General features: G+C 75.0%; 20 protein-coding genes. 15 read left to right on the forward strand and 5 right to left on the reverse strand.

The genetic code is table 11. The features are described from left to right. Nucleotides 1-3 precede the first annotated feature (3 nt). The 4 genes from ACEQ2X_RS20745 (at nucleotide 4) to ACEQ2X_RS20760 (ending at nucleotide 10,499) form a co-directional block, all read left to right on the forward strand. Nucleotides 4-4,989: a hypothetical protein gene (locus tag ACEQ2X_RS20745; RefSeq protein ID WP_370327783.1), complete on the forward strand. Its 4,986-nt coding sequence runs from the start codon at nucleotides 4-6 to the stop codon at nucleotides 4,987-4,989. A gap of 214 nt (nucleotides 4,990-5,203) precedes the next feature. Further along, nucleotides 5,204-5,437: a WhiB family transcriptional regulator gene (locus ACEQ2X_RS20750; protein WP_370327784.1), complete on the forward strand. Its 234-nt coding sequence runs from the start codon at nucleotides 5,204-5,206 to the stop codon at nucleotides 5,435-5,437. 89 nt (nucleotides 5,438-5,526) lie between these two features. Beyond that, nucleotides 5,527-8,745 carry a glycosyltransferase gene (locus ACEQ2X_RS20755; protein WP_370327785.1) on the forward strand — a complete coding sequence of 1,073 codons (3,219 nt, stop codon included), beginning with the start codon at nucleotides 5,527-5,529 and terminating at the stop codon, nucleotides 8,743-8,745. Then, nucleotides 8,742-10,499 carry a DUF5719 family protein gene (locus ACEQ2X_RS20760; RefSeq protein ID WP_370327786.1) on the forward strand — a complete coding sequence of 586 codons (1,758 nt, stop codon included), beginning with the start codon at nucleotides 8,742-8,744 and terminating at the stop codon, nucleotides 10,497-10,499. Before ACEQ2X_RS20755 ends, ACEQ2X_RS20760 begins: the two co-directional genes overlap by 4 nt. On the opposite strand, the gene ACEQ2X_RS20765 is transcribed toward ACEQ2X_RS20760, so the two are convergent. Continuing rightward, nucleotides 10,500-10,895: a hypothetical protein gene (locus ACEQ2X_RS20765; RefSeq protein ID WP_370327787.1), complete on the reverse strand. Its 396-nt coding sequence runs from the start codon at nucleotides 10,893-10,895 to the stop codon at nucleotides 10,500-10,502. A gap of 61 nt (nucleotides 10,896-10,956) precedes the next feature. On the opposite strand from ACEQ2X_RS20765, the gene ACEQ2X_RS20770 reads away from it, so the two are divergent. The 3 genes from ACEQ2X_RS20770 to ACEQ2X_RS20780 all read left to right on the forward strand — a co-directional run bounded on the left by ACEQ2X_RS20770 (nucleotide 10,957) and on the right by ACEQ2X_RS20780 (nucleotide 12,511). Continuing rightward, nucleotides 10,957-11,736: a DUF3499 family protein gene (locus tag ACEQ2X_RS20770; RefSeq protein WP_370327788.1), complete on the forward strand. Its 780-nt coding sequence runs from the start codon at nucleotides 10,957-10,959 to the stop codon at nucleotides 11,734-11,736. A 3-nt stretch (nucleotides 11,737-11,739) separates the two neighbouring features. Continuing rightward, on the forward strand, nucleotides 11,740-12,150 hold the full coding sequence (locus ACEQ2X_RS20775) for a hypothetical protein (RefSeq protein ID WP_370327789.1): 411 nt from the start codon (nucleotides 11,740-11,742) through the stop codon (nucleotides 12,148-12,150). A 178-nt stretch (nucleotides 12,151-12,328) separates the two neighbouring features. Then, nucleotides 12,329-12,511: a hypothetical protein gene (locus ACEQ2X_RS20780; protein WP_370327790.1), complete on the forward strand. Its 183-nt coding sequence runs from the start codon at nucleotides 12,329-12,331 to the stop codon at nucleotides 12,509-12,511. 15 nt (nucleotides 12,512-12,526) lie between these two features. Here the strand turns inward: ACEQ2X_RS20780 and ACEQ2X_RS20785 are convergent, their stop codons facing one another. Then, entirely contained in the window at nucleotides 12,527-14,179 is a 1,653-nt protein-coding gene (locus ACEQ2X_RS20785; RefSeq protein ID WP_370327791.1) for an FAD-binding oxidoreductase, read from the reverse strand. Between the two features lie 25 nt (nucleotides 14,180-14,204). Here ACEQ2X_RS20785 and ACEQ2X_RS20790 point away from each other — a divergent pair, with 25 nt between their 5' ends. After that, complete coding sequence (locus tag ACEQ2X_RS20790; protein ID WP_370327792.1) at nucleotides 14,205-14,777, forward strand: TetR/AcrR family transcriptional regulator; 573 nt, start codon at nucleotides 14,205-14,207, stop codon at nucleotides 14,775-14,777. Next, complete coding sequence (locus ACEQ2X_RS20795; protein WP_370327793.1) at nucleotides 14,774-16,351, forward strand: glycerol-3-phosphate dehydrogenase/oxidase; 1,578 nt, start codon at nucleotides 14,774-14,776, stop codon at nucleotides 16,349-16,351. Before ACEQ2X_RS20790 ends, ACEQ2X_RS20795 begins: the two co-directional genes overlap by 4 nt. An 89-nt stretch (nucleotides 16,352-16,440) precedes the next feature. Here ACEQ2X_RS20795 and ACEQ2X_RS20800 read toward each other — a convergent pair whose 3' ends face one another. Next, nucleotides 16,441-17,058: a GNAT family N-acetyltransferase gene (locus ACEQ2X_RS20800; protein ID WP_370327794.1), complete on the reverse strand. Its 618-nt coding sequence runs from the start codon at nucleotides 17,056-17,058 to the stop codon at nucleotides 16,441-16,443. A 47-nt stretch (nucleotides 17,059-17,105) separates the two neighbouring features. Between ACEQ2X_RS20800 and ACEQ2X_RS20805 the strand changes: the two genes are divergently transcribed. From ACEQ2X_RS20805 to hisG, 6 genes are all read left to right on the forward strand, one after another. Continuing rightward, nucleotides 17,106-18,476 (forward strand): phosphomannomutase/phosphoglucomutase, encoded by a 1,371-nt coding sequence (locus tag ACEQ2X_RS20805; protein ID WP_370327795.1) that lies wholly within the window; start codon nucleotides 17,106-17,108, stop codon nucleotides 18,474-18,476. Between the two features lie 13 nt (nucleotides 18,477-18,489). Then, nucleotides 18,490-18,711 (forward strand): Trm112 family protein, encoded by a 222-nt coding sequence (locus tag ACEQ2X_RS20810; protein WP_370327796.1) that lies wholly within the window; start codon nucleotides 18,490-18,492, stop codon nucleotides 18,709-18,711. A 2-nt stretch (nucleotides 18,712-18,713) separates the two neighbouring features. After that, complete coding sequence (locus tag ACEQ2X_RS20815; protein WP_370327797.1) at nucleotides 18,714-19,514, forward strand: purine-nucleoside phosphorylase; 801 nt, start codon at nucleotides 18,714-18,716, stop codon at nucleotides 19,512-19,514. A gap of 153 nt (nucleotides 19,515-19,667) precedes the next feature. Further along, the gene (locus tag ACEQ2X_RS20820) at nucleotides 19,668-22,025 is read left to right on the forward strand and encodes a cell wall-binding repeat-containing protein (protein ID WP_370327798.1); all 2,358 of its coding nucleotides are present in this window, start codon (nucleotides 19,668-19,670) and stop codon (nucleotides 22,023-22,025) included. Nucleotides 22,026-22,144: 119 nt separating this feature from the next. Beyond that, nucleotides 22,145-22,429, forward strand: coding sequence for a phosphoribosyl-ATP diphosphatase (gene hisE, locus ACEQ2X_RS20825; protein WP_370327799.1), 285 nt, complete (start codon nucleotides 22,145-22,147; stop codon nucleotides 22,427-22,429). Nucleotides 22,430-22,460: 31 nt separating this feature from the next. Then, entirely contained in the window at nucleotides 22,461-23,336 is an 876-nt protein-coding gene (gene hisG, locus ACEQ2X_RS20830) for an ATP phosphoribosyltransferase (RefSeq protein WP_370327800.1), read from the forward strand. A gap of 17 nt (nucleotides 23,337-23,353) precedes the next feature. Here hisG and ACEQ2X_RS20835 read toward each other — a convergent pair whose 3' ends face one another. Together ACEQ2X_RS20835 and ACEQ2X_RS20840 are read right to left on the reverse strand one after the other, a co-directional pair. Continuing rightward, nucleotides 23,354-25,015 carry a DUF6297 family protein gene (locus ACEQ2X_RS20835; RefSeq protein WP_370327801.1) on the reverse strand — a complete coding sequence of 554 codons (1,662 nt, stop codon included), beginning with the start codon at nucleotides 25,013-25,015 and terminating at the stop codon, nucleotides 23,354-23,356. Continuing rightward, nucleotides 25,012-25,743 carry an ABC transporter ATP-binding protein gene (locus ACEQ2X_RS20840; protein ID WP_370327802.1) on the reverse strand — a complete coding sequence of 244 codons (732 nt, stop codon included), beginning with the start codon at nucleotides 25,741-25,743 and terminating at the stop codon, nucleotides 25,012-25,014. The genes ACEQ2X_RS20835 and ACEQ2X_RS20840 overlap by 4 nt, the downstream gene beginning before the upstream one ends. Between the last annotated feature and the right edge of the window lie 197 nt (nucleotides 25,744-25,940).

A 25,940-nucleotide genomic window follows, 5' to 3' on the forward strand; every position in this document is an offset into this window, starting at 1 on the left:
CCCATGAGCGACATCGAGTCCCGCGTCGACCAGGCCTTCGCGAACGCCGTCTCGTCCCAGCTCGACGAGCAGCGCGAGATCCGCCGACTCGTCGCCCGCGTCGACGAGAGCCTCGTCGCGCTGTCCGACGGGCTCGTGGACCTGTCGGGCGAGGTGCGCGGGACCGCCCAGCAGCTCGTCACCCCCGACGCGCTCGACGACGTCCGCAGCGACCTCGGGCAGGCGATCGGCCGGCTCGACCGCCACGTCGAGGAGCTGGGTGAGAACCTCGGCGGCCTCGCCGCCCTCGACGGCATCACCGAGGCCATCGCCGGGACGCGGGGAGAGCTCGTGCAGGCGCTCGCGGACCTCCAGCGGGACACCGCGCCGGTGGCCGAGGCCGTCGCCGGCACCCGCCAGGACGTCCTCCGCGCCCTGGACCGGCTCGGCGAGGCGATCACGGCCACCCAGGACGAGGGCTGGCGGCAGGCGGTCGACCGGCTGGAATCCGTCGTGGTCGACCTCGAGCGCGCGCAGGCCGCCCAGGTCGATGTGTCGGCGGAGGCGGTGCGACGGCTCCGCGAGGACGCCGGCGCCGCCCTGCAGGGCCTCGCCGACGCCAGCCGGCAGGACCTGGAGGAGCTGCGCGACCGGGCGGGTCAGCGCCTCGCGGACCGCATCGACGAGATCGCCCGCCAGGTCGTCGACACGTCGGCCGATGCCAGCCGCCAGCTCGGCGAGTCCCTCGCCACCCGGACCGCGGACCTGACCGACGCCGTCACCGACGCGGTCACGGGCGCCGTCGACCGGCTCGACGAGGCAGCCGGCCGCCGGGACACCGCCGTCGCCGCGATCGAGGAGGCCGCCGCCCGCGCAGCCGAGCAGGCGGTGCAGGCCGTCGCCCAGCAGGCCGGACGGGCGGTCGCCGAGGGCACCGAGGGGCTGGCCGCCCGCCTCGCCGAGATCGCGGCCGCAGCAGCAGCGGACGCCGCGGCCCAGGCCGCCGAGGCCATCGAGCGGGCGCAGGCCGCGCACCTCGACACCGTCGCCGCGTCGTCGGTCGACGCCGCCCGGGCCCAGCTCGACGCCGTCGGGCAGGAGGCCGCCGCCCGGCTGGCCGAGATCGTCGACCGGGTCGGCGAGCGGGACCACGAACTGTCGTCCCTCGCGGACCGCCTGCAGGCCATCCTGGGCGGCCTGCGGCCGCAGCTGCGCGCGACGGCGGAGGACCTCACGGCGCAGATCAGCGCGCTGCAGGCCGACGGCGAGCGGCAGTCCCAGGTCCTCGGCGAGATCGCCGAGCAGATCGCCCGGGTCGTCGGCGACAGCGCCGCGGAGACCCGCCGGACCCTGGCCGAGGCGGTCGAGTCGCTCAGCAGCGTCCAGGCGGACGGGGTCGCCGAGATGACCCGCGCGACCGCCGCGATCAGCGAGGTCGCGCGCTCGCTCGAACCCACGATCACCGCCGCCACCGCCGAGCTCCGGACGTCCCTCGAGGACCTCACGCGCGACGACCGCGCCCAGGTCGAGCAGGCGCTCGCCGCGCTGGCCGACGCATCCAGCGCCGCCCGCGAGGACGTCCTCGACGCCGTGGGACGTGCGACGGCTCGGCTGTCGGATGCCCAGACCCAGGGCATCGACCGCCTGACGGTCGTGACCAAGGACCTGGCCGGCCTGCCCGAGGAGATCCGTCCCGCGGTCCTCGAGGCCGTGGAGCAGCTGCGGGCCGGGGTCGCCCGGGGGGTGGAGGAGCTGCAGGCCGCGTCGGCGACGGCCGTCGGCCAGCTGGAGCCATCCATCGAGGCGTCGGTCGTCGGCCTGCGCGATGCGGTGCTGGCCGCGACGGAGGCCGACCGGGCGCGGACCGCCGACGCGGTGGCGGACCTCACCCGCACCGCCGAGGAGGCCGCGGCGGGCGTCCGCCGCGCCGCCGAGGAGGCGGCGCAGCGGGTCGCCGCGGCAGAGTCGGAGGGCGTGGCGGCGCTCGAGGCGACCACCGCGCAGCTGGGCGAGCTGGCCACGACCGTCCCCGGGCTGGTCGACCGCGCGGTCGAGACGATCACACCCCAGCTGACGTCTCTGGTCGGGGAGTTCCGCGAGTCCCTGATGACCGAGGTCGAGGGGGACCGGACGCGGGCTGCCGAGGCGGCGGCGGAGATGTCGCGGGCGGCGGGGGAGATGACCGGCATCGCCGAGTCCTTCCGCGACACGGGCCGCAGCTTCCTACCGTCGGCCAAGGCACTGGTCACCCAGCTCTCGAGCGCCGTCGAGCAGGCCGCCGAGCAGAGCAGCGGCGTCGCCGGCGACGTGGCCGCGGAGGCACGGGACCTGCTGCTGCAGGCCGTCGAGCAGGTCCGCGCGGACCTCGCCGCGCAGGTGGACACGACCGCCCAGACGCTGGAGCGGGCCACAGCGGCCGCGCGTGACTCCGCATCCCGCGGCGTCGACGAGCTGCGCCAGGCCGCAGAGGCCCTCGGCGCGGTCAGCACCCAGCTCGAGCCCGGCGTCGCGGCCATCGTCGACCGGCTGCGCGAGGACCTGATCGCCGAAGCCGCCACGGCGCGCGACCGCACCGAGGAGTCCCTCGCCGAGCTCCGCTCCCAGCTGGTCACCGACGCCGCGGCCGAGCGCGCCCGGGTCGAGTCCGGCCTGGCGGAGCTGACCGGTGCCGTCCGCGAGGCCGTCGCCGCGCTGGCCGAGGAGGCCGGCACGACCCGCGGCGCCACCGAGTCCCTCGTCGACCGGATCGAGGCGAGCGGGCGGGAAGCCGCCGCCGGCCTCGGCGAGCACGTCGCGGGCGCCACCGGCCGCATCGACGAGGCCACCGGACGCATCGAGGCGGCCCTCGACCGCATCGACGCCGCGGGGAGCGGGCTGGTCGCCGCGCTCCGCGAGCAGGTCGCCGAGGCCGGTCGGACCGCCGCGGAGCAGTTGTCCGCGGACGTCGAGGTCACCCGCACCCGGCTGACCGGGGTGCACGAGGGCCTCGGCGAGCAGGTCGGCGAGCTGGTGACCGTGACCGCCGAGCAGATCAGCGCGCTGATCGACCGCACGCGCGCGGACCTCGAGGCCCAGGTCGGCGAGGCGCGCGAGATGACCGGCCAGGACGTCGAGCGGCGCGAGCGCGCGGTCAGCCGGGTGGAGCAGACCGCCCGAGCCGTGGTCGCGGAGATCGCCGAGCTCATCGAACGGGCCGAGCGGGCGGTCGACGCCCGGTTGACGGTCTCCGCCGCCGGCGCCGACGACGCCGCCACGCGCATGACCGAGACCGCGGAGGGGGTCGCCGAGCGCCTCGAGGCCCAGCTCGCCGGGTTCCGCGCCGAGGTCGAGGCCGCCACCGCGACGGTGCAGGCGACCGTGGCCGAGCGGACCGCGGGGCTGACCGAGCGCCTCGACGCCGCCACGGCGCTCGAGGCCGAGACCGTCCAGCGCGGCGCCGCGCGCGTGGCAGCCGGGACCTCCCGGCTGACCGCCGAGCGCGGCCGCACCCGCGACGCGCGGCGCGAGGCGGTCGCCGGAGGCGACGAGGCCGGCCGCGCCCAGCTCGCCCGCCTCGAGACCGAGGTCGAGCGGTTGCTCTCCGGCGTGGACCAGCGGATCTCCCAGGTCGCTGACGCCCTCACCGAGGCGCAGTCCGGGACGCGTGCCGCCGAGGTGGCCCAGGGCGCGCAGCTCGAGCAGCTCGGCGTCGACGTCCGCGCGCACGTCAGCGAGCAGCTCGAGACCGTCCGCGCCGCCCTGGCCGGGCAGGTCGCCGCGCTCGCCGACCGGGAGGTGACCGGCGGGGAGCAGGTCACGACGGTGGTCGGGGGGCTCCAGGCGTCCCTCGAGTCCCAGGCCGCCCAGCTCGCCGAGCTGGTCGCCGAGCTGCGGAGCGCCGTCGTCGACGCCGTCGCAGACGACCGGCGCCACCGCGACGCGGGCCTCCAGGAGCTGAACGGCCTGGTCGACGCCGTGCGGACCGAGCTCGCCGACGCGGTGCAGGGGGTCGCCGCCGCGGCGGCCCAACCGCCGGACGTCGGCGCCCTGGTGGAGGGCGCGGTGGCCGAGCAGGTCGACCGGGCCGTCCAGCGGCTGGGTCTCGCGGCCGAGGAGCGGGTGCAGCAGGTCGTCGACCAGATCGTCGCGGCGGCCGAGCGGATCGATGCCGTCAGCGCCGACCAGGTCGTCAGGGCCGACCGGACCGAGGCGGCGCTCGCCGATCTGCGGGCCGGCATGCGGGCGGATGCCGACGCGGTCCTCGACGCCCTCGCCCAGCGCGCGGACTCGGTGCTCGACGGCGTCGGCGACCAGGCCGACTCGGTCCTGACGGGGTTGTCCGACGCCGAGCGCGCGCTCCGCGCCTCCCTCAGCGACGCGTTCCAGCAGGTGCAGACCGACAGCCTCAGCCGCCTCGACGAGGCGACGTCCCGGCTGATCGCCCTCGGTCCCCGCCTCGAGCGCCAGACCTCTGGACGCGTCGACGAGGTGGTGCGCCAGGTCGTCGATGCCGTCGCCGACCTCACCGGCGCCGTCTCCGCCGTCGAGCGGCTCGACGGGCGCGTCGAGGACGCCGTGGGCCGGGCGATCGCCGAGGCACGCCGCAGCGCCACCGAACGGCTCCCCGCGGCCGGTGACGGCAGCGGCGCAGCCGACCCCGCCGCGGTCCGGGAGCTCCGGGATCGCTTCGAGTCCCTCGAGATGACGCTCATGCAGCACGTCATCGACCTGCGCGAGGGCACCCACCAGACCGAGTCGGTGCTCGAGGAGCTGTCGCGCCAGCTCAGCTCGCTCCTCGCCCGGGACGAGGCGCGGCGCCACCGCTGGGCCAGCCCGCAGCGGGGCGCCGCCGCGGGACCCGAGGCGGTGGCGCCGCCGCCCCCGCCGGCACGGACCGCCGTCGAGGCGCCGGAGGACGCGGTCGTCACCCCGCGCTCGCTGGGCAACGTGTGCCCCGACTGCGGCTTCGTGGCGAAGACGCCGCCGGGGTTGGCCGCGCACCGCCGCACCTGCCCGGGCCGCCGCTCCTGACCGGGGGAACCGACCCGGTGCCGCCCGGCGGCACCGGGGTTCGACCGTGTCGCCGAACCCGCCGAGAGCGCCGCCGACCACCCCGCCTACCACACCCGAACCCGATCGGGGTTGACGTTCCACCACCTTTCGCCGAGAATCGCAGTCGTGTAGTTACACGTCTGTGGCACGCCGCGGACGCTGGTGGACGCGACCGACGACCGAGAGGCAGGACATGATCGGCATCGAGCAGCTGCCGTGGGCCGACCGTGCGAAGTGCCTGCAGGCCGAGCCCGACACCTTCTTCCCCGAGAAGGGCGGGTCGACGAGGGAGGCCAAGCGAATCTGCTCCATGTGCGAGGTGCGCGCCGAGTGCCTGGAGTACGCCCTGGCCAACGAGGAGCGCTTCGGGATCTGGGGGGGCATGAGCGAGCGGGAGCGGCGCAAGCTGAAGCGACTGGCCTCTTGACCATGCGGACGGGGAGCTGATGTGCGGCGTGCCTCGTTAGGCTTCGCCCCCATCGCCGGGATCCCCTGACCCCGATCCCACTTCCCCCGATGTCCTCACCACCCCCCGCCCCCTACGCCCCCGACGCGGCGGCGCCGACGACCCCGCCGCGCGTGCTGGCCATCCTGGTCAGCCGCGACGGCGAGGAGTCCGTGGCCGCCGCGCTGCGGACCCTGGCCGCCCAGCGCTACCCGCGCCTCGACGTCGTCGCCGTCGACAACGCCTCGACCGACCGGACCGCCGACGTCCTGACCAGGCGCCTCGGCGCCGAGCGGGTCATCCGCTCGGAGCGGAACGTCGGCTTCGGGCGCGCGATCGCCCTCGCCCTCCGCTCCGAGGCCGTCGCCGAGGACGTGGACTACGTCCTGTGCGTCCACGACGACCTGGCCCTGATGCCCGACGCGGTGCAGTGGCTCGTCGACGCGATGGAGACCGACCCGACGCTGTCCGTCGTCGGTCCCAAGCTGCGCGAGTGGGACGAGGAGCCGCTGCTCCAGCAGGTCGGGATGAGCGCCGACGTCTTCCTGCGGGCCGAGTCGCAGCTCGACCCCGGCGAGCTCGACCAGGGCCAGCAGGACGGCCGCGGCGACGTCCTGTACGTGTCGACCGCCGGCATGCTGGTCCGCCGCGAGGTCTTCGCCCGCCTCGGCGGCTTCGACGCCCGCTTCGACGCGTTCCGCGACGACCTGGACCTCTGCTGGCGCGTGTGGATCGCCGGCCGCCGGGTCGCCGTGGTCCCGGCCGCCGTCGGCTACCACGTCGGCGCGGCCGCGAGCGGCGCACGCCCGGACCTCGACCTGGCCGAGTCCCGCTACCGCACCGAGCGCCACGCGATCGCCTCGATGCTGAAGAACTACTCGGGACGGCGGCTCGCGTGGGTGCTGCCCCTCAGCGCGCTGGTGAACCTCGCCCGCATGGTCGCGCTGGTGATCGCGCGGCGCTTCGGCGAGGCCTTCGCCGTGGTCCGCGCCTACGCCTGGAACCTCGGGCAGCTGCCGGGGACCCTCCGGCGCCGACGGGTCGTGCAGGCCACGCGGCGCCTGCCCGACAGCCGCCTCTCCGCGCTGTTCACGCCCGGTCTGCCGCGGCTGCGCCAGTACGCGGACTCCCTCCTCGAATCCCTGGCCGGTGGCAGCACGCGCGCGCTGGTCGACGCCGAGGACGTCTCGAGGGTCGGGGTGGACCCGCTGGCGGACCAGCCGATCCAGCGGTTCCTCCGCGACCGCCCCCTCGTGCTGCTCGGCGTGCCCCTGCTGATCGCGTTCGCGCTGTCGGTGACCGGCTTCCTCGACTCCGGCGCGATCGTCGGCGGCGAGGTCGCCCCCTGGCCGGACTCCCCGATGGCGTTCCTGTCGAGCTACCTCAGCGGGTGGAGCGGCGATCCGCTCGCCTCCGCCAGCGCGCCCTCGCCGATCCAGGCGGTGCTCGGCCTGCTGTCGGGCCTCCTCGCGGGCAGCGCGTGGCTGGCCCAGCGGGTGCTGGTCTTCGGGATCGTGCCCCTGGCGTTCACGACCACCCTCCGCGCCGGCCGGCTCGTGACCAACCAGCCCTGGCCGCGCGTCGTCGGCGCGGCCATCTACGTGCTCTCACCCGCGGTCCTCGGGACGCTGGCCGAGGGCCGGTACGGCCTGGCGATCGTGGCGGGCCTGCTGCCCGCGGTCGTCTCGCTGACCATCACCACCGTCGACCCCCGCACGGCCCCCGGGGTGGCGTGGCGGTCCACCGCGCTCCTCAGCCTGGCCGTCGTGCTGTCCCTCGGCGCGGATCCGATCGAGGGGCTGCTCGTCCCGGTGATCATCGTCGTCGCCCTGGTCGTCGCGGTGCTCCGGGGGTGGGTGCGCCCGTTCGTCCGCCTGGCCGTCGGCGCCGTCGGTGCGGTCCTGATCCTGTCCCCGTGGCTGGTCGACCTCGTGCGCGACGGCGGTCCCGGCGCGGGGACGCTCGCGTCCGGCGCGGGTGCGCCGGCCGTCGACATCCCGCTGTGGCGGGCGTTGACCGGCCAGCCGCAGATCGTCGACGGCCTCGATGGGGTGATCGGCTGGGGGATGGTCGCCATCCCCGCTGCGGTCCTCCTCGGCGCGCTCGTGGTCGGCATGCGCGCGCGGCCCCTCATCACCGCGTCGCTGGTCCTGCTGGTCGTCACCTCCGGCGGGCTGGCCTGGGCGACCGGCTACTACGACGTCCCCTTCGTCCACCCGCCCGCGCTCCTGCTGCCCGGCGCCGTCGGGCTGGCCGTGCTGGGGATGATCACCGCCCGGTGGTCGACGGAGACCCTCACGGCTGCCGACTTCGGCGTCGCCCAGGTCGGCACGGCCGTCGCCGGGATCGTGCTCGTCGGCGGGGTGGTGGCGGGCCTCGGCCTGCTGGCGAACGGCCCCTGGACCGAGCTCTCCCAGGACCCCCAGCTCGTCCCCGCGTTCATCGGGGCGGACGCCGAGCAGGTCGGGGAGTACCGGGTGCTGTTGGTCGACCGGGCCGAGGACGGCGCGGTCAGCTGGGAGGTCGTCGGCGACCAGGGACCGGTGATGACGTCGTTCGGGACGTTGCGGGACGCGGCGCTGAGCGACGTCATCGCCGACGCGCTCGCCCAGATCGACGAGGGGGTCAGCACCGAGGCGGCCGCGGTGCTCGGCGTGCTGAACGTCCGCTACGTCGTGCTGCTGACCCCCGAGCCCGCCCTGCGAACGGCGCTCAGCCGACAGGTCGACCTCGAGCCGCTGCCCTCCACCGCCGCGGTCAGCTACCAGGTCCGGACGTGGCTGCCGCGCGCCGCGGTGATCGGCGAGCCCGCCGCCGGACGGCTGCTGGCCACCGGCGACCCGGGCCCGACCCGCGACGTCGACGTCCAGGCCCTCGACCCCCGGTCACCGAGCGCCTACGTCGGCCAGGTCGGTCCCGCCACGGGCGCGCTCGTCGTCAGCGAGGCCGGATCGTCGGCGTGGCGGGCCGTCGTGGGCGGGATGGACCTCGAGCGCGTCCTGGACGACCCGGTCAACGCCTACGCGGTCGCGGTCGACGAGCCCGTGACCGCCCAGGCCAGCGTGTCGACGGGCTTCGCCCTGCGCCGCCGGGTCGTGGTGGCCCTGCAGGTCCTCGTCGTCCTCGCGATCATCTCCCTGGCCGTCCGCCCGCCCGGCGCACGCGTCCGCCCGGAGCGCAGCACCTCGCTGCCGACCGACCTGGTCGGCCTGGCCGACACGACCACCTCCTTCCCGCGGATCGACCCGGACGCCGCTCCGCCCGGCACCACCAGGGGAGGTGGGCCGTGACCGACGCCGGCACCGACGACATCGGGTCGGGGCGCCGACCGCGCGTGCGGGGTCGCAAGCGCGGCATCGCGCTGCTCCTCGTCGCCGTCCTGGTCGCCGGGGCGAGCGTCGCCGCGAGCCAGCTGACCGACCCCGCCGCCATGACCGCCGCGCCGACGCCCGAGCCCGTGACGGCGGCCACCAGCGGCACCGCCTACTGCCCGGCCGTGGCCGGGGAGGGCGACACCGCCCAGCTCGAGATCGCCTCGGCCAGCGCGACGGAGCCCTCCGAGATCACCGTCACCCGCTACGTCGACGGCCAGCCGATCAGCGACGCGCCCCGCCAGCTGGCGGCCGGGACCAGCGAGGTCCTCGAGATCCCCGACGCCCAACGGGCCGTCCCGTTCGCCATCGAGTGGCGCGGCGGTCCCGTCGTGGCCCAGCACGCGATCGCCGACGACACCGAGCGCGCCCTCGCCACCTGCGCCACCCAGCCGTCGGACCGCTGGTACCTGGCGGGCTTCGACACCAACCGCGGGAACACCTCGACCCTCCACCTGTTCAACCCGTTCGGCTCCGACGCCGTCGTCCAGCTGCGCTTCGGCACCCTGGAGGGGCCCGTCGACCTCGTCATCGCCGACGAGCTCACCGTCCCGGCCGGCGAGGTCGTCAGCCGCGACCTGGCGGAGTTCCGCCCGGAGACCGCCGACCTCGCCGTGTCGGTCGTGGCCCGCTCCGGCCGGGTCGTCCCGCAGGGCGAGGTCGTGCGCGGCCCCGCCGGGGAGGGGCTCGAGGCCATCACCGGACGGGCCCTCGTCCCCGCGTCGCCCACCCCCGGCCCGACGCTGCTGCTGCCCGAGGCGCTGGTCGACGACGTCACCGAGAGCTGGGTGACGGTCTACAACCCCGCGGACCGCCACGCCGCCGTCGAGGTGCAGGTGTCCACCCCGCTCGGTACCGCCTCGACCCTGGCCAGCGAGCTGACCGTCCCGGCGGGCGGCACCGCCCGGATCGACCTGGCCGACCTGTCCGCGCTCCCCCGGATGGGGGTGCGGCTCGAGAGCGTCAACGGCATCGGGCTCGTCGCGAGCCGGACGAGCGCCGTCCGGGACGGCGAGCGGACGGGTGTGACGATCACCCCGGCGGTCGGCACGGCCGACGAGGAGTGGGTCGTGCCGGGGGCGGTGGGCACCGACGCCGTGCTGACGGTCTTCAACCCCGGGACGGCGGTGGCGACCGCGACGGTCGAGGTCGCGGGCGACCCCGTCGACGGTGCCGACGGCATCGAGGTGCCCCCGAACGCGCTGGTCGAGGTGCCGTTGGGTGACGTCGAGGGCGGCGGGGCCGCGCTGGTCACCGCCGACCTGCCCGTCGTGGCCGGCGTGGTGTCGCTCGGCGAGGGCGCCGCGGCCACGTACTGGTCGGCCACGGGCGTGCCGCTGTCTGAGCTGATCGGCGGCGGTCAGGCCCTGCCCCCGCGCCGCGACCCGTCGCTGTCCTCCCGGCCGGCCGTCTCGGCGACCGCGACGCCGACGCCGACCCCGGTGCCGGACCGCGGGGGTGAGGGGCAGCTGGACGCCACCCCGACCCCGACGATCATCGGCCCGCCGAGCGAGACCCCGACCCCCTCACCGGGTGCGGTGCCGCCCGCCGAGACGACCGAGCCCGCGACGACAGAGCCCGCACCGACCGAGACCGGCACCGGCCAGCCCGGTCCCGACCCGGGCGGCCCCGACGCGGCGCCGACGACGACCGAGGACAGCCTCTTCGGCTGATCAGTCCGGGTAGGGGGGCTGGCCGAGGGCCTCGCGGATCGCGCCGGCGACGGCCCGGTGGATCTCGCCGACCAGCTCCACCCGCGTGCTCGCGCGCAGCTCGAGGGGGCGGCGGTGGACGATGAGTCGGGCGCGGCCGCCAGGCCGTGGGAGGGTGAGGGACGCGAGCCGCACCCCGTCCTCGGGGTGGGCTGGCAGGTCCGGGTCCGGGACGTCGTCCACGACGAGCTCCGCCGCCCGCACGTGGGGGCGGAGCTCGGTGGGCAGGGCGGCGACCACCTGCTCGACCAGTGCGAGGAACCTGGCGCGGTCGGCGACCCGGAAGCCGCCGGCGGGGCGCCGGCGCTCGTCGGCGTCGACCCGGGCGACCCGCCCGTGTGGGTCGTGGGGAGCCATCGGCGGGAGGGTAGCGCCGCAAATGCGCGGCGTGACGCGCGTCCTCCCGTACGGTCAGGACATGGCCGACATGCGTTCGTGCATCAAGACGGGGTGTCGATGGCCTGCCGCCGCGACCTTGTCCTACCGGTACGCCACCGCCGAGGTGTGGCTGTCGGACCTGGCCGACGACCACCCCTCGACCCACGACCTGTGCCCGCACCACGCCGATTCGATGACGGTCCCGCGCGGGTGGGCCCTGGTCGACGACCGCCGCCCGGTCGAGGCCGTCCACGAACCCTCCGCCGCCGAGATCGTCGAGCGCGTCGCCACCCTCCGGGGCAGCGTCGACCGCATGCTGGAGGCTGAGGCCGAGCGCCCGCAGGAGCGCGCGTCGCGCTACAGCCGGCTGCTCGCCGACCTGCCGACCTACGACCCGCCGGCGGAGGACCAGGGCGCGGACGACGCCGGCGACCACGTCGTCGGGTCCGGCCGGCACGCGCTGGTCGGCGTCGGCCTGTCCCACGAGATCGCCCCCGTGTCCGCCGACATGGCGGTGGTCCGCTCGGTGCTGGGTCGCCAGCGGTCCGCCACCCGCCCCGCCGGGGAGGACGCGTCGGCCGACCACGCCGATGACGTCGAGGTGGTCGAGGTCGACCTGTCCGACGGCGAGCCGTCCGACCGGGTCGAGTCCGACCGCGAGCCGTCAGACCGGGTGGAGGAGCCGCCCGCCCCGTCGGTGCCCCAGGTCCGCGGCGCCGTCGTCCTGCCCCTCCCCTTCATGTCCGAGTTCGCCCCCGAACCCGGCCCGGCAGCCGACGACGCGCGCGAGCGCGCGCGCGAGCGCGACCGGGAGGGCTGACCGGTGGGCCTCCCGCGCGCCCTCGTGGACGAGGTGCGCCGTCTCGACGAGGGCCAGCTCCGCCAGCTCCTCATCCTCGCCCGGGGGTTGCTGCTCGGGTCCGAGGAGCCGGTCATCGAGGTCAGCGACCTCCCGGGGATGCCGACCGTCCGCTACCGCCAGAAGCGCGTGGCGTGCGGGAAGGCGGCCTGCAGCTCGTGCCCGCACGGCCCCTACTGGTACGCCCACTGGACCGAGGACGGTCGACGGCGCAGCCGCTACATCGGCGCGGAGCTGCCCGCGGACGTCCGCCGCAAGCTCGAGGACCTCGACCGGCAGCTGGGGGACGACGGGACCCGGCGCGAGGTCGCAGCGGGCGGCGAGGTGGGGATCGGTGGCGGGAGGCGGCCTGCGCGCCTCCGCCTGGTCGAGTGACACTGGTCGAGTGACGCTGGTCGAGTGACGCTGGTCGAGTGACCCGCGCGGACTAGCCATCTCGCACCCGCCGAAATGGTTCCTCTGGGTCATGGCCGCGGTACGGAGGGTGACCGATCGTAGTGATGAGCGCTCCCACGGAGGGGAGCCCCGACGTCGCCACGAAGGTGATCTCCCGATGGCTCAGTCCGTCACGTGCCCCAACTGCCGCTCTGACGACCTGCTCGTCGTGCGCCTGTCCCCGAAGGACACCCCGATGCGGTTCCACACCTGCCGCCACTGCGAGCACCGGTGGTGGGAGGACATCGTCGAGGGCACCGACGTCGCCCTCACCGCCGTCCTCGCCCACATCGCGGGGTAGCGGCGGCGCGAGCCGTCAGGGCACCAGCTTGCCCGGGTTGAGGATGCCGGTCGGATCGACGGCGTCCTTCAGCGCGCGCAGCAGCGACACGCCGACGTCCCCGACCTCTGCGGTCATGTAGGGACGGTGGTCGGTCCCGACCGCGTGGTGGTGGGTGATCGTCCCGCCCGCCGCGAGGATCGCCTCGCTGGCCGCGGCCTTGGCGGCGCGCCACTGCGCGAGCTCGTCGCCCTGGTCCTGGCGCGCGATCCAGGTGTAGTAGAGCGAGCAGCCCGACGGGTAGACGTGGCTGATGTGGCACAGCACGAGCGGCGGGGTGCCGCGATCGCCGAGGGCGTCGTGCAGCGCCCGGCGCACGGCGCCGTACAGCCGGGGGATGGCCGACCAGGTCGTCGCGGTCTCGAGCGTCTCGACCATGACCCCGCGGTCCATCAGCTCGTCGCGCAGGTACGGCCCGTCGAAGCGGCCGTGCGCCCACGCGTCACCGGGCCGGGTGCCCAGCCGCAGGGTCTCGTGGCCGCGGAGCACACGGGCCGCCGCCGCCCGGCCGAGCGCGACCGACGCGCGTGACCCGTCCCAACCCAGGATCAGCAGGCACCCCTCGCCGTAGCCGCGCAGCGACAGGTAGCCCCGCAGCGCCGTGCCCTTCACCCCCTCGGTCTGCTGCACGAACGTCCGGGTCTCGTCCACGTCGGACAGGCGGCACACGTCCGGGGCGACGCCGGCCTGCACCAGCTCCCGCAGGATCGCCGCGCCCTCGGTGAACGAGCGGACCGCGTGGGCCTCGTACACCTCCACCTCGGGGGCGTGGTGGATGCGCAGGGTGGCCTCGGTGATCACGCCGAGGAGCCCCTCGGAGCCGACCACCACCTGTCGGAGGTCCGGGCCGGCGGCGGTGGCGGGCGAGACGCCCGCGGACAGCTCGCCGATCGGCGTGGCGACCCGGACGGCGTGGACGAGCTGGTCGATGCGCCCGTGCCCGGTGGACGCCTGCCCCGCAGAGCGGGTGGCGACGTAGCCGCCGATCGAGGCGTAGGCGTAGCTCTGGGGGAAGTGGCCGAGGGAGTAGCCGCGACGGCGCAGCTCGGCCTCCGCCTCGGGCCCGCGGATGCCAGGCTCGAAGGTCGCCAGCAGCGACTCCTCGTCCAGGGTGACCAGCCGGTCCATCCGCGCGAGGTCGAGCGCGATCAGCGAGTCGAACCCGCCCCGCTCAGGCTCGACCCCGCCGACCACGCTCGTCCCCCCGCCGAAGGGCACCACGGCGACGCCGCGCTCGGCGGCGACGGCGAGGACGGCCGCGACCTCCTCGTGCGACCCCGGCAGCACGACCGCGTCCGGGGCGGCGACGGCGTCCCCCTGGCGTCGCCGGAACAGGTCGGGGTAGCTCTTGCCGCCGGCGTGGCGGACCCGGGTCAGGTGGTCGTCGAGGACCCGATCGGGACCGACGATCGCCTCGAGGGCGCGTCGGTCGTCGTCGGACAGCGCCGAGGGGCCGACCCGCACCTCCTCGAGCGGCACCGGTGGGGTGTGCCGGTCGAGCGGCCCGATCTCCTGGGCCAGGAGCGCCTCCGCCCGGGGCGACAGGCCGGGTCGGCGCGTGGGGTCGCCCCAGCCGTGCCAGATCATCGGCGTGGTGGGGGCGGTGATGAGGGTGGACGACTCGTGCATGCTCGCGCTACTTTGACATCTGGATATGAAACGTACAAGTGTCGATCAGGTCCTGGACGCCACCAGGGCGGCCGTCCTCGACCTCGGCGTGCGCCGCACCACCTTCGCGGAGGTCGCGCGGCGAGCCGGGGTGTCCCGCGCGACGTTGTACACCCACTACCCCGACGTGGAGGCGGCCGTCACGGCCGTCCTCACCCGCGAGCTCGGCGCGGTCCTGGCCGCTGCGCGGGGTCCCGCCGGGTCCGCCCCGCACGCGCGCGCCCGCCTGGTCGGCACCATCCGCCGGGCCGTCACCGCCCTGGTCGGCGACCCGCTGCTCGCGAAGGCGCTCGCGGTGGACGCCGACACGCTCGTGCCCTACGTGGTGTCGCGCTTCGGCGCGGTGCAGCGGATCGCCCTGGACCTCGTCGTGGAGGGCGTCCGGGCGGGCCACGAGGACGGGTCGGTGCGGCACGGCGACCCCGGCGTCCTGGGCCTCACCGTGGTGCTGGCCGTGCAGTCGCTGGTGCTGGCCCAGCGCGTCCCGGAGGTGGCTGCGGTGGGGGAGGGGTTGGCCGACGCCCTCGCCGACGTGGTCGACCGGGGCCTATCCCCGTGAGCGCGTCAGCGGTCAGGGGACCGGGCGGGGGGCGGGACGTCCCGTCGGCCCTCACCGCGGTGCGGCGGCGGCGGGAGCTCGAGCGCCTGGCGGAGGGGTGGCGCCCGGACCTGCTCGTCGTCGGCGCCGGGTTCACCGGCGCGGGGATCGCCCTCGACGCCGCGCTGCGGGGCCTGTCGGTCGCCGTGGTCGACCGGGCGGACCTGGCGAGCGGGACGTCGCGGTGGTCCTCCAAGCTCGTCCACGGCGGGCTTCGCTACCTCGCCGGGGGCGACCTCGCGCTGGCGCGGGAGTCGGCCCTCGAACGCGGGGTGCTGATGGAGCGCGTCGCACCGCACCTGGTGCGTCCGCTGCCGTTCGTCACGCCGCTGAACGCCGGGATGCCGCCGGTCAGCGGCGCGCTGGCCGGACTCGGCTACCTGGCCGGGAACGCGCTGCGGCTGTCGGCCGGGACCAGTGGGCTGACGCTCCCCGGCCCCCGGCTCGTCGGCCCCCGCCGTGCGCGGGCGATGGTCCCCGCGATCGGGCGCCCCGCCCTGCGCGGCGCCTGGGTCAACACCGACGGGCAGCTGGTGGACGACGTCCGGGCGGTGGTCGCGATCGCCCGGACCGCCGCGGCCTTCGGCGCCGCCGTCCTGCCGCACGTCGCCGTGACCGCCGTCGGCGCGGACCGGGCCGACCTGGTCGACGCCCGCACCGGTGAGGGGTTCGAGGCCCGGGCCGGCCGGGTGGTCGTCGCTGCGGGCGCGTGGTCGGACGCCCTCGACGACCGGGTCGTGCTGCGCCCCTCGAAGGGGGTGCACCTGGTGCTCGACGGGGCGGCGCTCGGCCACCCCACGGCCGCGGTCGCCGCCCCCGTGCCGGGTCACCTCAGCCGGTTCGTCTTCGCGCTGCCCCAGCTCGACGGGCGGGTCTACCTCGGCCTGACCGACGACCCCGTCAGCGGGGCGGTGCCGGACGAGGCGCCGGTGCTGGATGCGGAGCGGGACTTCCTGCTCGACGCGATCAGCCGGGTCCTCGACCGCCCCCTCACCCCCTCGGACGTGGTCGGCGGCTACGCCGGCTACCGGCCGCTGGTGGCGGGGGGCGAGGGTGCGGCGCCAGCGGCCACCGCGGACCTGTCCCGCGCCCACCTCGTGCTCGACGACCCCGACGGGCCGATCACCATCGTCGGGGGGAAGCTCACGACGTACCGGCGGATGGCCGCCGACGTCGTCGACCGGGTGAGCGATCGGCCCTGCACGACCGACCGCCAGCCCCTGGTCGGCGCGCTGCCCCGCCGCCGGCTCCCGGACGTGCCCGCGCGGCCCTGGCTGGTTGCCCGCTACGGCGGTGAGGCGCCGGACCTCGAGGCCCTCATCGCCGCCGACCCCTGGCTCGCCGGCCCCGTCGTCGACGGCCTGCCCCACCTCCGCGTCGAGCTGGCCTTCGCCGTGCGCCGCGAGGGCGCCACGTCCGTCGCCGACCTCCTCGACCGCCGCACCCGGATCGGCCTGGTCGCGAGCGACCGTGACGCCGCCGTCCCGATCGCCGAGGAGGTCCTGGCGCGCACCCCACCGCTTCGCACGGATTGACCACTGACGACCGGTGGGGACCGCGCCGTCGTGGTCGATCCGTGCGGGAGGGAGCGGGGACGTGCGCTCGAGCGCCCCACCGTGTTCGCTCAGCGGACGGCGTGTGGTCGATCTGTGGGGGAGGAGGGGGCAGGACGCCGTGACAGGAGCCACGTCGTGGGGGCATCTACGCCGAACCCCCAGCCCCGGCCCAGGTCGATCCGGTGATCCACGTCGAAGCCCCGCCGCTGGTACCACCCGACGGCGTGGGGGTTCGCGGTCTCCAGGGTGAGGGGTCCCCGTCCCTCCCCCTCCGCATCGACGTGTGCCACGACCGCGTCCAGCAGCGCGGTGCCCAGCCCGCGTCCCTGGGCGTCCGGGTGGACCGCCAGCGTGTGGAGGACCCAGCAGGGTTGGGGGTGGCGGTGGCGCTCCAGCACCGCGTCGGCGTCCAGCGCCGGTCCGATCCGGCGGCCGTGCAGGGCGATGACCTCCGCGCCCACCTCTGCCGAGGGGCGGGCGGCCACACCCGGCGGGACGAGGATCGCCACCCCGTCCACCGGGTCCCCGGCGACCAGCACCCGGCTGTGGGCGAACGCGACGGTGCGCAGGTACAGGCTGAACAGCGACCGGGCGGCCCCGCGGTCCGGCAGGGTCCAGCTCAGCCACGGGTCCTCGGCGTAGGCGGCGTCGAGCACGTCCACCAGTCGACGCCCGCCGGTGGACACCGATCGGACACCGACGTCGCCACGCACATCCCCTAGCCTGTCGCGCGATGGAGCATCTGCCGAGCGAGCGTGCGCTGTCCGAGCGACTGCACGGCATCGTCAAGGCCTACGACGTCCGCGGGACCGTGCCCGACCAGCTGGACGCCGAGGTCTGCCACGCCATCGGGCGGGCCGCCGCGGTCGAGCTCGGCGCCGAGAAGATCATCGTCGCCCGCGACATGCGCCCCTCCGGCCCCGAGCTGGCCGACGCGCTCATGGCCGGCATCCGCGCCCAGGGCGTCGACACCATCGACATCGGGTTGGCCTCGACGGACCTGCTCTACTACGCCTCGGGTGCTGAGGGGCTGCCGGGCATCGTGCTGACCGCCAGCCACAACCCGGCTCAGTACAACGGCATGAAGTTCTGCCGCGCCGGCGCCGCACCGGTGTCCCTCGACACCGGTCTCGGCGCGATGCGCGACCGCGCCATCGCCGGGGACTTCCCCGCTGCGGACCGCGAGGGGAGCCACGAGGTCGTCGAGGGGACGATCGAGCGCTACGCCGACCACGTCCGGTCCTTCGTCGACCTCGACGCGCTGCGGCCTCTGAAGGTGGCCGTCGACGCGGGGAACGGCATGGCCGGGCTGGTCGTGCCCGAGGTCTTCGACGGGCTGCCCGTCGACCTGGTCCCGTTGTACTTCGAGCTCGACGGCACGTTCCCGAACCACCCGGCCAACCCGATCGAGCCGGAGAACCTCCGCGACCTGCAGCGGAGCGTGCGGCTGCACGGCTGTGACATCGGCCTCGCGTTCGACGGGGACGCCGACCGGATGTTCTGCGTCGACGGGGACGGCGAACCCGTCTCCCCCTCCCTCGTCACCGCGGTCATCGCCGCGACGACCCTCGAGCGGCATCCGGGCGCGACGATCCTCCACACCCTGATCTGCAGCCGGGTCGTCCCCGAGACGATCGAGGCGCACGGCGGCACGGCCGTCCGCACCAGGGTCGGGCACTCGTTCATCAAGCAGGTCATGGCCGAGACCGGTGCGCGGTTCGGTGGCGAGCACTCCGCGCACTACTACTTCGCCGACAACTACCGGGCGGACTCCGGGCTCATCGCCGCGGTGATCCTGCTCGAGGCGCTCAGCCGGTCCGGGGGGAGCTTCGCCGACCTGGTGGCCCCCTACGACCGCTACGTCGCCTCCGGCGAGATCAACTCCACCGTGGCCGACCCCCAGGCGGCGGTGGACGCGGTGGAGCGCGCCTTCGCCGACGAGGCCACACTGTCACGACCCGACGGGCTCCTCGCCGAGGCCGACACCTGGTGGTTCAACCTGCGCCCGTCGAACACCGAACCGCTGCTCCGCCTGAACGTCGAGGGCGACGACGAGGCCACCATGACCGCCGTCCGCGACCGCGTCCTGTCCCTGATCCGCTGAGGAGAGAAGACCCATGGCCGTCCCGAAGGAGCTCGTCGAGTTGCTCCGCTGCCCCTGCGCCACGCACTCCGAGATCGAGTACAAGGAGCGGCGGCAGGTGATCCTCTGCCAGTCGTGCACGGCGGTCTTCCCGGTGCGCGACAACATCCCCGTGATGCTGCTCGACGAGGCCAAGCCGCCGCGCGGGCAGTCCGAGATCACGACCGGCGACGGCACGATCATCCGGGAGTCCTAGTCGTGGCGGTCACCGACATCGACGCCGTCGCGTCCGGGCTGACCGAGCGGCTGGAGGGGCGGGAGCCCGCCGTCATGCTGACCCTGGGCTCGGGGCTCGGCGGGTTGGCGGACGGCGTGGAGGAGCGCATCGAGGTCCCCTTCGCCGACGTCGGCCTGCCCGACACGACCGTGCCGGGCCACGCCGGGAAGTTCGTCGCGGGGACGATCGACGGGGTGCAGGTGCTGGTCCAGCAGGGCCGGGTGCACCTGTACGAGGGGCTCGGCGTCGACCGGGTCGTCGCCGCGGTCCGCGCCGCCGCCGCGATCGGGGTCGGCACGTACGTGGTGACCAACGCCGCGGGCGGGCTGGCGGACACCTTCGACCCCGGCGACCTGATGGTCATCGCCGACCACATCAACCTGTCGGGCCAGAACGCGCTGACCGGCATCGTCCCGCCGCACTTCCTCGACCAGTCCAACGCCTACGACCGCGACCTGCGGGCGTCGTTCGAGGCGACCGCGAAGGCGGAGGGGGTGGCGCTCCAGCGGGGTGTGTACGTGGGGCTGGCGGGCCCGACCTACGAGACGCCGGCGGAGGTCATGATGCTCCGCACCATCGGGGGCCACGCCGTCGGGATGTCCACGGTCAACGAGGTAATCGCTGCCAACGCGGCGGGCATGCGGGTGCTCGGCTGCTCGCTGATCACGAACGTCCACCGGCTGGGCGGGACGAAGACCGACCACGAGGAGGTCATGCGCGAGGGCAAGGCCGCCGGGCCCCGGTTGGCCTCGGTGATCAGGGCCTGGCTTCCGTCGCTCTGATCGCATCCCCGGTGACGGATGTGTGACGGAAGGTGGATCTTTCCTGAAAGCACTTGCGCTCGGGGTCGACTGCGAGGATCCTCACGCGATCTGAATCGCACGCCACCGCGGGACCTGGGGTGGGGGGTGGCACCTCCGTGAGGGGAGACCTCCATGCCCAGGAGCCTCGCTGGCCCTGCCGTCATCGTCCTGTCCCTGCTCGCACTGGTCGCCGCGCTGCTCGCGGTCGGCGCGTCGGATGCCTCGGCCCAGGGTGGCTTCGCGCGTCCTGACGGCGACGAGGTCTTCCAGCAGGGGACGGAGAAGCCGCCGCCTCCACTCATCGTGAACACCGAGGAGGACTCGTACGACGGGGAGTGCGATCCGATCGACGCTGCCGAGGCGGAGTGCTCCATCCGCGATGCCATCCATGAGGCCAACGACGTGCGGGGCGGCCACGACACGATCACCTTCGCGGATGGGATCGACCACATCGTGTTGACGCGCACCGGCGACGGTGGGGTCGACCAGGGAGATCTCGACATCACCCAGGCGGTCGCAATCATCGACGCGGAGGGAGTCGTCCTCGATGCGTCCGGGTTGCAGACGCAGTTCACGGGCGGCGACGCCGGTCCAGACCGCGTGATGCACGTCTCGCACCCTCTCTCGCCGGTCGTGAACTTCGCGGGTACATCACCCGTCGACCTGGTGGGGTTGACCCTGCAAGGCGGGTCGGGCGTCGCCAGTGGTGGGGGGTTGCTCGTCGACGAGGGGACATGGGTGGAAGGCACCTCGCTCACGTTGCGAGACAACAGCGCCGGCGTCGGCGGCGGGGCCGCGGTGCAGGGCCGCCTCACGTTGACCGGGAGCACGGTGGAAGGGAACTCCGCCATCGCGTACGGCGGTGGCCTGTACACCATCAACGGGACGGTGGAACTGGTGAACTCCACCGTCACCCTCAACGTGGCGAGCGATGGAGGGGGGCTCACGGCCGACACGGACCTCGCCAGCGCGACGCTTGTGCTGGTCCACGCGACGGTCCTGGACAACGAAGCAGTCGGAATCTCCTCCTTCGCGGGCTTGACAGAGCGGGCGGACAACATCCTCGCGTTCGCCGGCGGCTCCGATGACGCCGTGAACCTGACCGCGAACTACTCCGTCATCCAGACCGACGGACCGAACAGTAACTGCAGGTTCTTGACCGACAACGGGACCGTGACAGTCGAGGGTGCAGCCAACGCGACCAATGACGAGAGCTGTGAGCTCGACGCTTCAGGGAATGTCGTCGATGTCACGAACACCTTCGGTCCGCTCGCAGACAACGGGGGTTTGACCCGGACCAGGGCTCTGCTCGCGGGTTCAGAGGCGATCGACGCGATCGACGTGACTTCAGTTCCGGGCTTCGCGCAGGGGACGGGATCGTGTGCCGTCGAACTGGATCAGCGCGGTGTGAGTCGTCCCCAGGACGGGCCGGACGCTGACACCACCCCGGAGTGCGACCGCGGCGCGTTCGAGTTCGTGCCGCAGCCCAGCAACCCGGAGAACCCCGGCAGCACGCCAACTCCCCAGCCCGAGCCCACGATCCCGCCGGTGCAGGTGAACATCGACCGGTGTGGTGGGGAGACGCGGACCGAGACGGCCACGGAGTGCTCGGAGGAGACGTTCCCCGACGGCGCGGACGCGGTGGTCCTGGCGCGGGCGGACGACTTCCCCGACGCCCAGGCCGGTGCGCCGCTCGCGGTCGAGCTGGGCGCGCCGATCCTCCTCACCCAGACCGACGTGCTGTCCACGCCGACCGCTGACGAGATCGAGCGGCTGCTCGAGCCCGGCGGGACCGTGTACCTCCTCGGCGGCACCGAGGCGATCAGCCAGGCCGTCGAGGACGAGCTGATCGCGCTCGGCTACGAGGTCATCCGCTACGGCGGGGAGAACCGGTACGCCACCGCGGTGGTGATCGCGACCGAGGGGCTCGGCTCCCCGGGCACGGCGCTGATCGCCGACGGCGGCACGTTCACCGACGCGATCGCGGCGGGTGCGGCGGCGGTGGTGGCCGGCGACTCCGACTTCGCCCAGGACGAGGTCGGCGCCGCAGTGCTGCTCACCGCACCGGACGGGATGCCGGCGGAGACCGCGGCCTACCTGGCGGAGGCCAAGCCGGACGAGGTCATCGCGATCGGCGACCGCGCCGGCGAGGTCGCCGGCACCGAGGAGATCGTGACCGGTGACACCCCCGCTGCGCTCTCGGTCGCAGTTGCCGAGCGGTTCTTCACCGACCCCGCCGCGGTGGGCATCGCGACCGACGCGGTGTTCGTCGACGCGCTGACGGGTTCGTCGATCGTGGGCAACCCGTCGGTGGGTCCGGGCCCGATGCTGTTCACCGATCCCGAGGAGCTGTCCCCGGAGGTGGAGGCCTACCTGGTCGCCACGGCCGAGGCGATCGACCGGAGCATCATCTTCGGCGGCATCGAGGCGGTCAGCACGGCGGTCGAGGACGCGATCATCGCCGCCCTCGGCGGGGACGCCGCACCCTGACCCACGGCTCGTCATGACGCGACGGCCGGCCACCCCACGTGGCCGGCCGCCGTCGTGCCCGGGCCGACCCCCGACCCGAATCGCCACCTCCACCACCCGCCGGTAGCATCGCCGCCGTCATGGCCGACCTGCTGACCGACCTCGAGTCCCTCCTGCGCTCACGCAAGGCCGAGCGACCCGAGGGCTCGTACTCGGCGACCCTGGTCACCGACCCCGTCGCGGTCCAGCGGAAGATCATGGAGGAGGCGTTCGAGGTCTGCCTCGAGCTGGGCGCGCCCACCGTGGACCGCGACCGCGCCGCCTCCGAGGCCGCCGACCTGGTGTTCCACCTCCTCGCCGGCCTGGTCGGCGCCGGGGTGTCCTGGGACCAGGTCGTCGCCGAGCTCGCCGACCGCCGTCGCTGACGCGGCCCGTCGTCCCACCTCGAGGACCGAGATGAACGCCATCCCTGCCCGCAGGCCCAACGGCGGGCGCGCCCGCATCGCCGTCCCCTCCAAGGGGCGCCTCCGCGACGAGGCGCTGAAGCTGCTGTCGACCGCCGGCTACCCGACCTCCGGCCTGCGGGGCTCGGGGTCGATGGCCTACGCCGGCGAGGCGCTCGAGCTGATCGAGATGCGCCCCCGCGACGCGGCCGCCGCGCTGTCCGCCGGTGCGCTGCACGGGGCGTTCATCGCCACCGACATCGCGATGGAGCACGACCTGACCGACCTGACCTCCCGGCCCCTCGGCTACGCGCGGTCGAGCCTGGTCGTCGCCAGCCGCGACGACGACGGGCGTCGTGACCACACCGACCTCGCCGGCGGGGTCGTCGCCACGCACATGCCGAACCTCACCGAGGCGTTCTTCGCCGCCGAGGGCATCGACGTCCGCGTCGTGGCGATGGGCGGCTCGCTCGAGGGGGTCTGCGCCGCCGGCCTCGCCGACGCGATCGTCGACAACTCAGAGACCGGCACGTCCCTGCGACAGAACCGCCTGCGCGTCCTCACGGTGATCGAGGAGTGCGAGGCCGAGTTCGTGCACCGACCCGGCCTCAAGGCGCTCGAGGACCTCGAGCTGCGCCTCGAGGCCGCCCTGACCGCCCGCCAGCACCGCTACGTCATGCTCCACATCCCCCGGGACCGGATCGACGACCTCGTCGACCTGTTCCACGGCCTCGAGTCCCCGACCGTCCTGCCCCTGGCCGGGCGCGAGGACCTCGCCGCCGTCCACTTCGTCGCCCGCAACGGCGAGCTGTGGGAGCGGCTGGTGGATCTCCGCGCCATCGGGGCCTCCGACATCGTGGCCACCCAACCCGTCGCACTGCTCGAGTAGCGGAGGCCAGGACGGGCTCAGGCCCGGGAGCCGAGCCACTGGCGCAGCAGCACCACTGCGACACCGCCCAGGGCCAGCGCGGTCGTCCCCGCCGTCACCAGCGCCGAGCCGGGCGACACGCCGCCGTCGACGGCACCGGCGAAGCTCGCCACCGGCACCAGCCCCACCACCAGCGCGGCCCCGGGGCCGACCATGGACTGGGAGGCGTACATCGCGATGCCCGTCTCGCCGTACAGCAGGATCACGGTGGGATCCGGGGGCTCGCGCAGGGCCGCGTAGGCCGCGGCGACGACGGTGCTGGGCACGACGGCGGCCACACCGAGGGCTGCCACCCACGCCACCTCGCCGCCGCCGGCCACCGCCGCGGTCACCGCACCCGCAGCGGCGGCCATGACCGCGAGGACGACGCCCGGCAGCACCAGGTGGGCCAGCAACACCGCCCGGGCCGACCGGCCGAGCTGCCGGATGCCGAAGCGCTGGGAGGCCTCGACCTTCAGCGGCTCCACCAGGGCGCTCGCCGCCCCGTAGCCGCAGACCACCGCGACCGCGGCCCAGGCGAAGCGGGCGGTCAGCTCGTCTGACGTCGCCGATGAGGCCGCCCACCCCGCCGTCGAGCCGACGGCGAGGAGCAGCACCGCCCGCCCCCACAGCCACGGGCCGCGCAGGAGCACCGCCGCGCCGATCCACGGGACCACCAGCGCCCGCCGCGGCCGGACCGGCATCCGCCGCAACCGCCGACCGACCAGGGCGCTGACGGCCAGCCGGCGGGCCGCCGTCACCGCGCCGACGTCCATCCAGAACACGCCGGTCGCCACGGCCCGGGCGGTGCCGGCACGTCGCCGGAGCTCCTCGAACGTCGGCGACCCCGCCGTCTGCAGGCTCGCCACGACCGCGATCGCGGTGACCAGGGTGAGGAGCGCGACCGCGATCGGCCATCCCGCCACGTCCGCGCCGGCGGCGGCCTGCACCGGCGCGGTCGCCCACCCCCACGGCCCGCTCCAGCGCGCGGCCACGCCGACGAGCTCATCGGTGACCAGCGCCAAGCCCACCACCGCCGCCAGCACCAGCGGGGTGGCCCGCAGCACGGCCCTGGCGAGCGTGGGCCGGCACTCGACCGCCCACGACCCAGCCGCCGCCAGCGCGCCGACCAGCGCACCACTCGACGTGCAGGCCGCCAGGAGGGGGAGGGGAGGGACGTCGAGCTCGGCGACCAGCACCACCCACAGCACGACGCCGCCCACGACCCCGAGGCCAGCGGTCCACGCCAGCCCGCGGATCAGGCGCGGGCGGATGAGGTCACCTCGCGGCACGGGGGCGCTGAGCAGCCACGTGAGATCGGCATCGTCGAAGACGACCGGCCCCCGCCAGGTGCCGAGCCGGAGGGCCAGCAGACCGACGAGCACCAGCCCTGCCGGCAGCCACGTCGCGAGGTCGTCGCGGATCGCGTCCTGCACCGAGCCGGCCGCGGGATCGGCCGCCAGCGCCTGGGCGATCAACCAGCCGGCCGGGACGCCGATCAGCGCGAGCCAGACGTAGAGGCGGTACAGCTGGTCCGAGAGCGTGCGCCGTGCGGCGTCCCGGGTGCGCAGCTCCTGCAGCCAGGCCCGCACCATCGGGGCGTCGGGGCGGGAGAGGTCCTCGTCGGGGACGTCGCCGTCCCCCGCTGCGTCGCCCGTCACGTCGGAGTGATCCCGATCGCGGCCGCCTCGGGGCTCGCCACGACGGCGTCGAGCGGGCCGTCCGCCACGACGTCGCCGCGCGAGAGGACCAGCGCACGGTCCGCCAGCCCCGACGCGAAGTCCGGCCGGTGCGTGCTGAAGACCAGCGCGCGGCCACGGCGCTTGACGGCGTGCAGCCGGCGGTGGAGGACGTCGCGTCCGGCGGGGTCCAGGCGGAGGGTCGGCTCGTCGAGGAGGATCAGGCGGAAGGGGCGGATCAGGGCGCACGCGAGCTGGGTGCGCTGCTGGAGACCGGCCGACAGCTGGTGGGGGAGGTGGTCGTGGTGCTCGGCCAGCCCCAGCTCGTCGAGCAGCGGGTCGACGTCGTCCAGATCGGCGCCGTGGGCGACCGCGACCAGCTCCACGTGCTCGGCGACCGTCAGGTCCCGGTAGAAGATCGGGGCGTCATCCACGTAGGCGGTCGCGGCACGGGCCTTCGCGGCCTCGGGCTCGGTGTGCGGGTCCGCACCGGCCACCCGGATCCGACCCCCGGTCGGCGTCAGCAGACCCGCGATGCAGTCGAGCGCGGTCGTCTTCCCGGACCCGTTGTGGCCGAACAGCACGACGCCCTCCCCGCGGGCGACGTCGAGGTCGAAGTCGGCCAGGGCGGTGACGCCCTCGTAGGCGCGGGTGAGGCCCTGCACGCGCAGGACGAGCTTCCGCTTCGGCGCGCCGGGCTGCTCGGTCATCGCGGACACTGTAGGGACAGGTCAGTCCACGTAGGGGCAGAAGGGGTGCCCGTCCGGGGCGCGCATCACCCTGACGTGGTCCTGTGGCTGACCCGTTCGGTGGGCCACACCCACCCGGGCCCGCACGATGTGCAGATCGGCCACCTGAGCGGCCGAAGTGCACATCGGCGCCGCCCGGACCCGGCCAGCGCACCCCG

It is taken from the genome of Euzebya sp. (genome assembly GCF_964222135.1).
GTDB lineage: Bacteria > Actinomycetota > Nitriliruptoria > Euzebyales > Euzebyaceae > Euzebya.

Excerpts from the sequence above, each read along its gene's own strand:
- ACEQ2X_RS20745 (WP_370327783.1), top strand. The coding sequence starts at position 4 with ATGAGCGACATCGAGTCCCGCGTCGACCAGGCCTTCGCGAACGCCGTC.
- ACEQ2X_RS20750 (WP_370327784.1), top strand. The coding sequence starts at position 5,204 with ATGATCGGCATCGAGCAGCTGCCGTGGGCCGACCGTGCGAAGTGCCTG.
- ACEQ2X_RS20755 (WP_370327785.1), top strand. The coding sequence starts at position 5,527 with ATGTCCTCACCACCCCCCGCCCCCTACGCCCCCGACGCGGCGGCGCCG.
- ACEQ2X_RS20765 (WP_370327787.1), bottom strand. The coding sequence starts at position 10,895 with ATGGCTCCCCACGACCCACACGGGCGGGTCGCCCGGGTCGACGCCGAC.
- ACEQ2X_RS20770 (WP_370327788.1), top strand. The coding sequence starts at position 10,957 with ATGGCCGACATGCGTTCGTGCATCAAGACGGGGTGTCGATGGCCTGCC.
- ACEQ2X_RS20780 (WP_370327790.1), top strand. The coding sequence starts at position 12,329 with ATGGCTCAGTCCGTCACGTGCCCCAACTGCCGCTCTGACGACCTGCTC.
- ACEQ2X_RS20785 (WP_370327791.1), bottom strand. The coding sequence starts at position 14,179 with ATGCACGAGTCGTCCACCCTCATCACCGCCCCCACCACGCCGATGATC.
- ACEQ2X_RS20790 (WP_370327792.1), top strand. The coding sequence starts at position 14,205 with ATGAAACGTACAAGTGTCGATCAGGTCCTGGACGCCACCAGGGCGGCC.
- ACEQ2X_RS20805 (WP_370327795.1), top strand. The coding sequence starts at position 17,106 with ATGGAGCATCTGCCGAGCGAGCGTGCGCTGTCCGAGCGACTGCACGGC.
- ACEQ2X_RS20810 (WP_370327796.1), top strand. The coding sequence starts at position 18,490 with ATGGCCGTCCCGAAGGAGCTCGTCGAGTTGCTCCGCTGCCCCTGCGCC.
- ACEQ2X_RS20820 (WP_370327798.1), top strand. The coding sequence starts at position 19,668 with ATGCCCAGGAGCCTCGCTGGCCCTGCCGTCATCGTCCTGTCCCTGCTC.
- hisE (WP_370327799.1), top strand. The coding sequence starts at position 22,145 with ATGGCCGACCTGCTGACCGACCTCGAGTCCCTCCTGCGCTCACGCAAG.
- hisG (WP_370327800.1), top strand. The coding sequence starts at position 22,461 with ATGAACGCCATCCCTGCCCGCAGGCCCAACGGCGGGCGCGCCCGCATC.
- ACEQ2X_RS20840 (WP_370327802.1), bottom strand. The coding sequence starts at position 25,743 with ATGACCGAGCAGCCCGGCGCGCCGAAGCGGAAGCTCGTCCTGCGCGTG.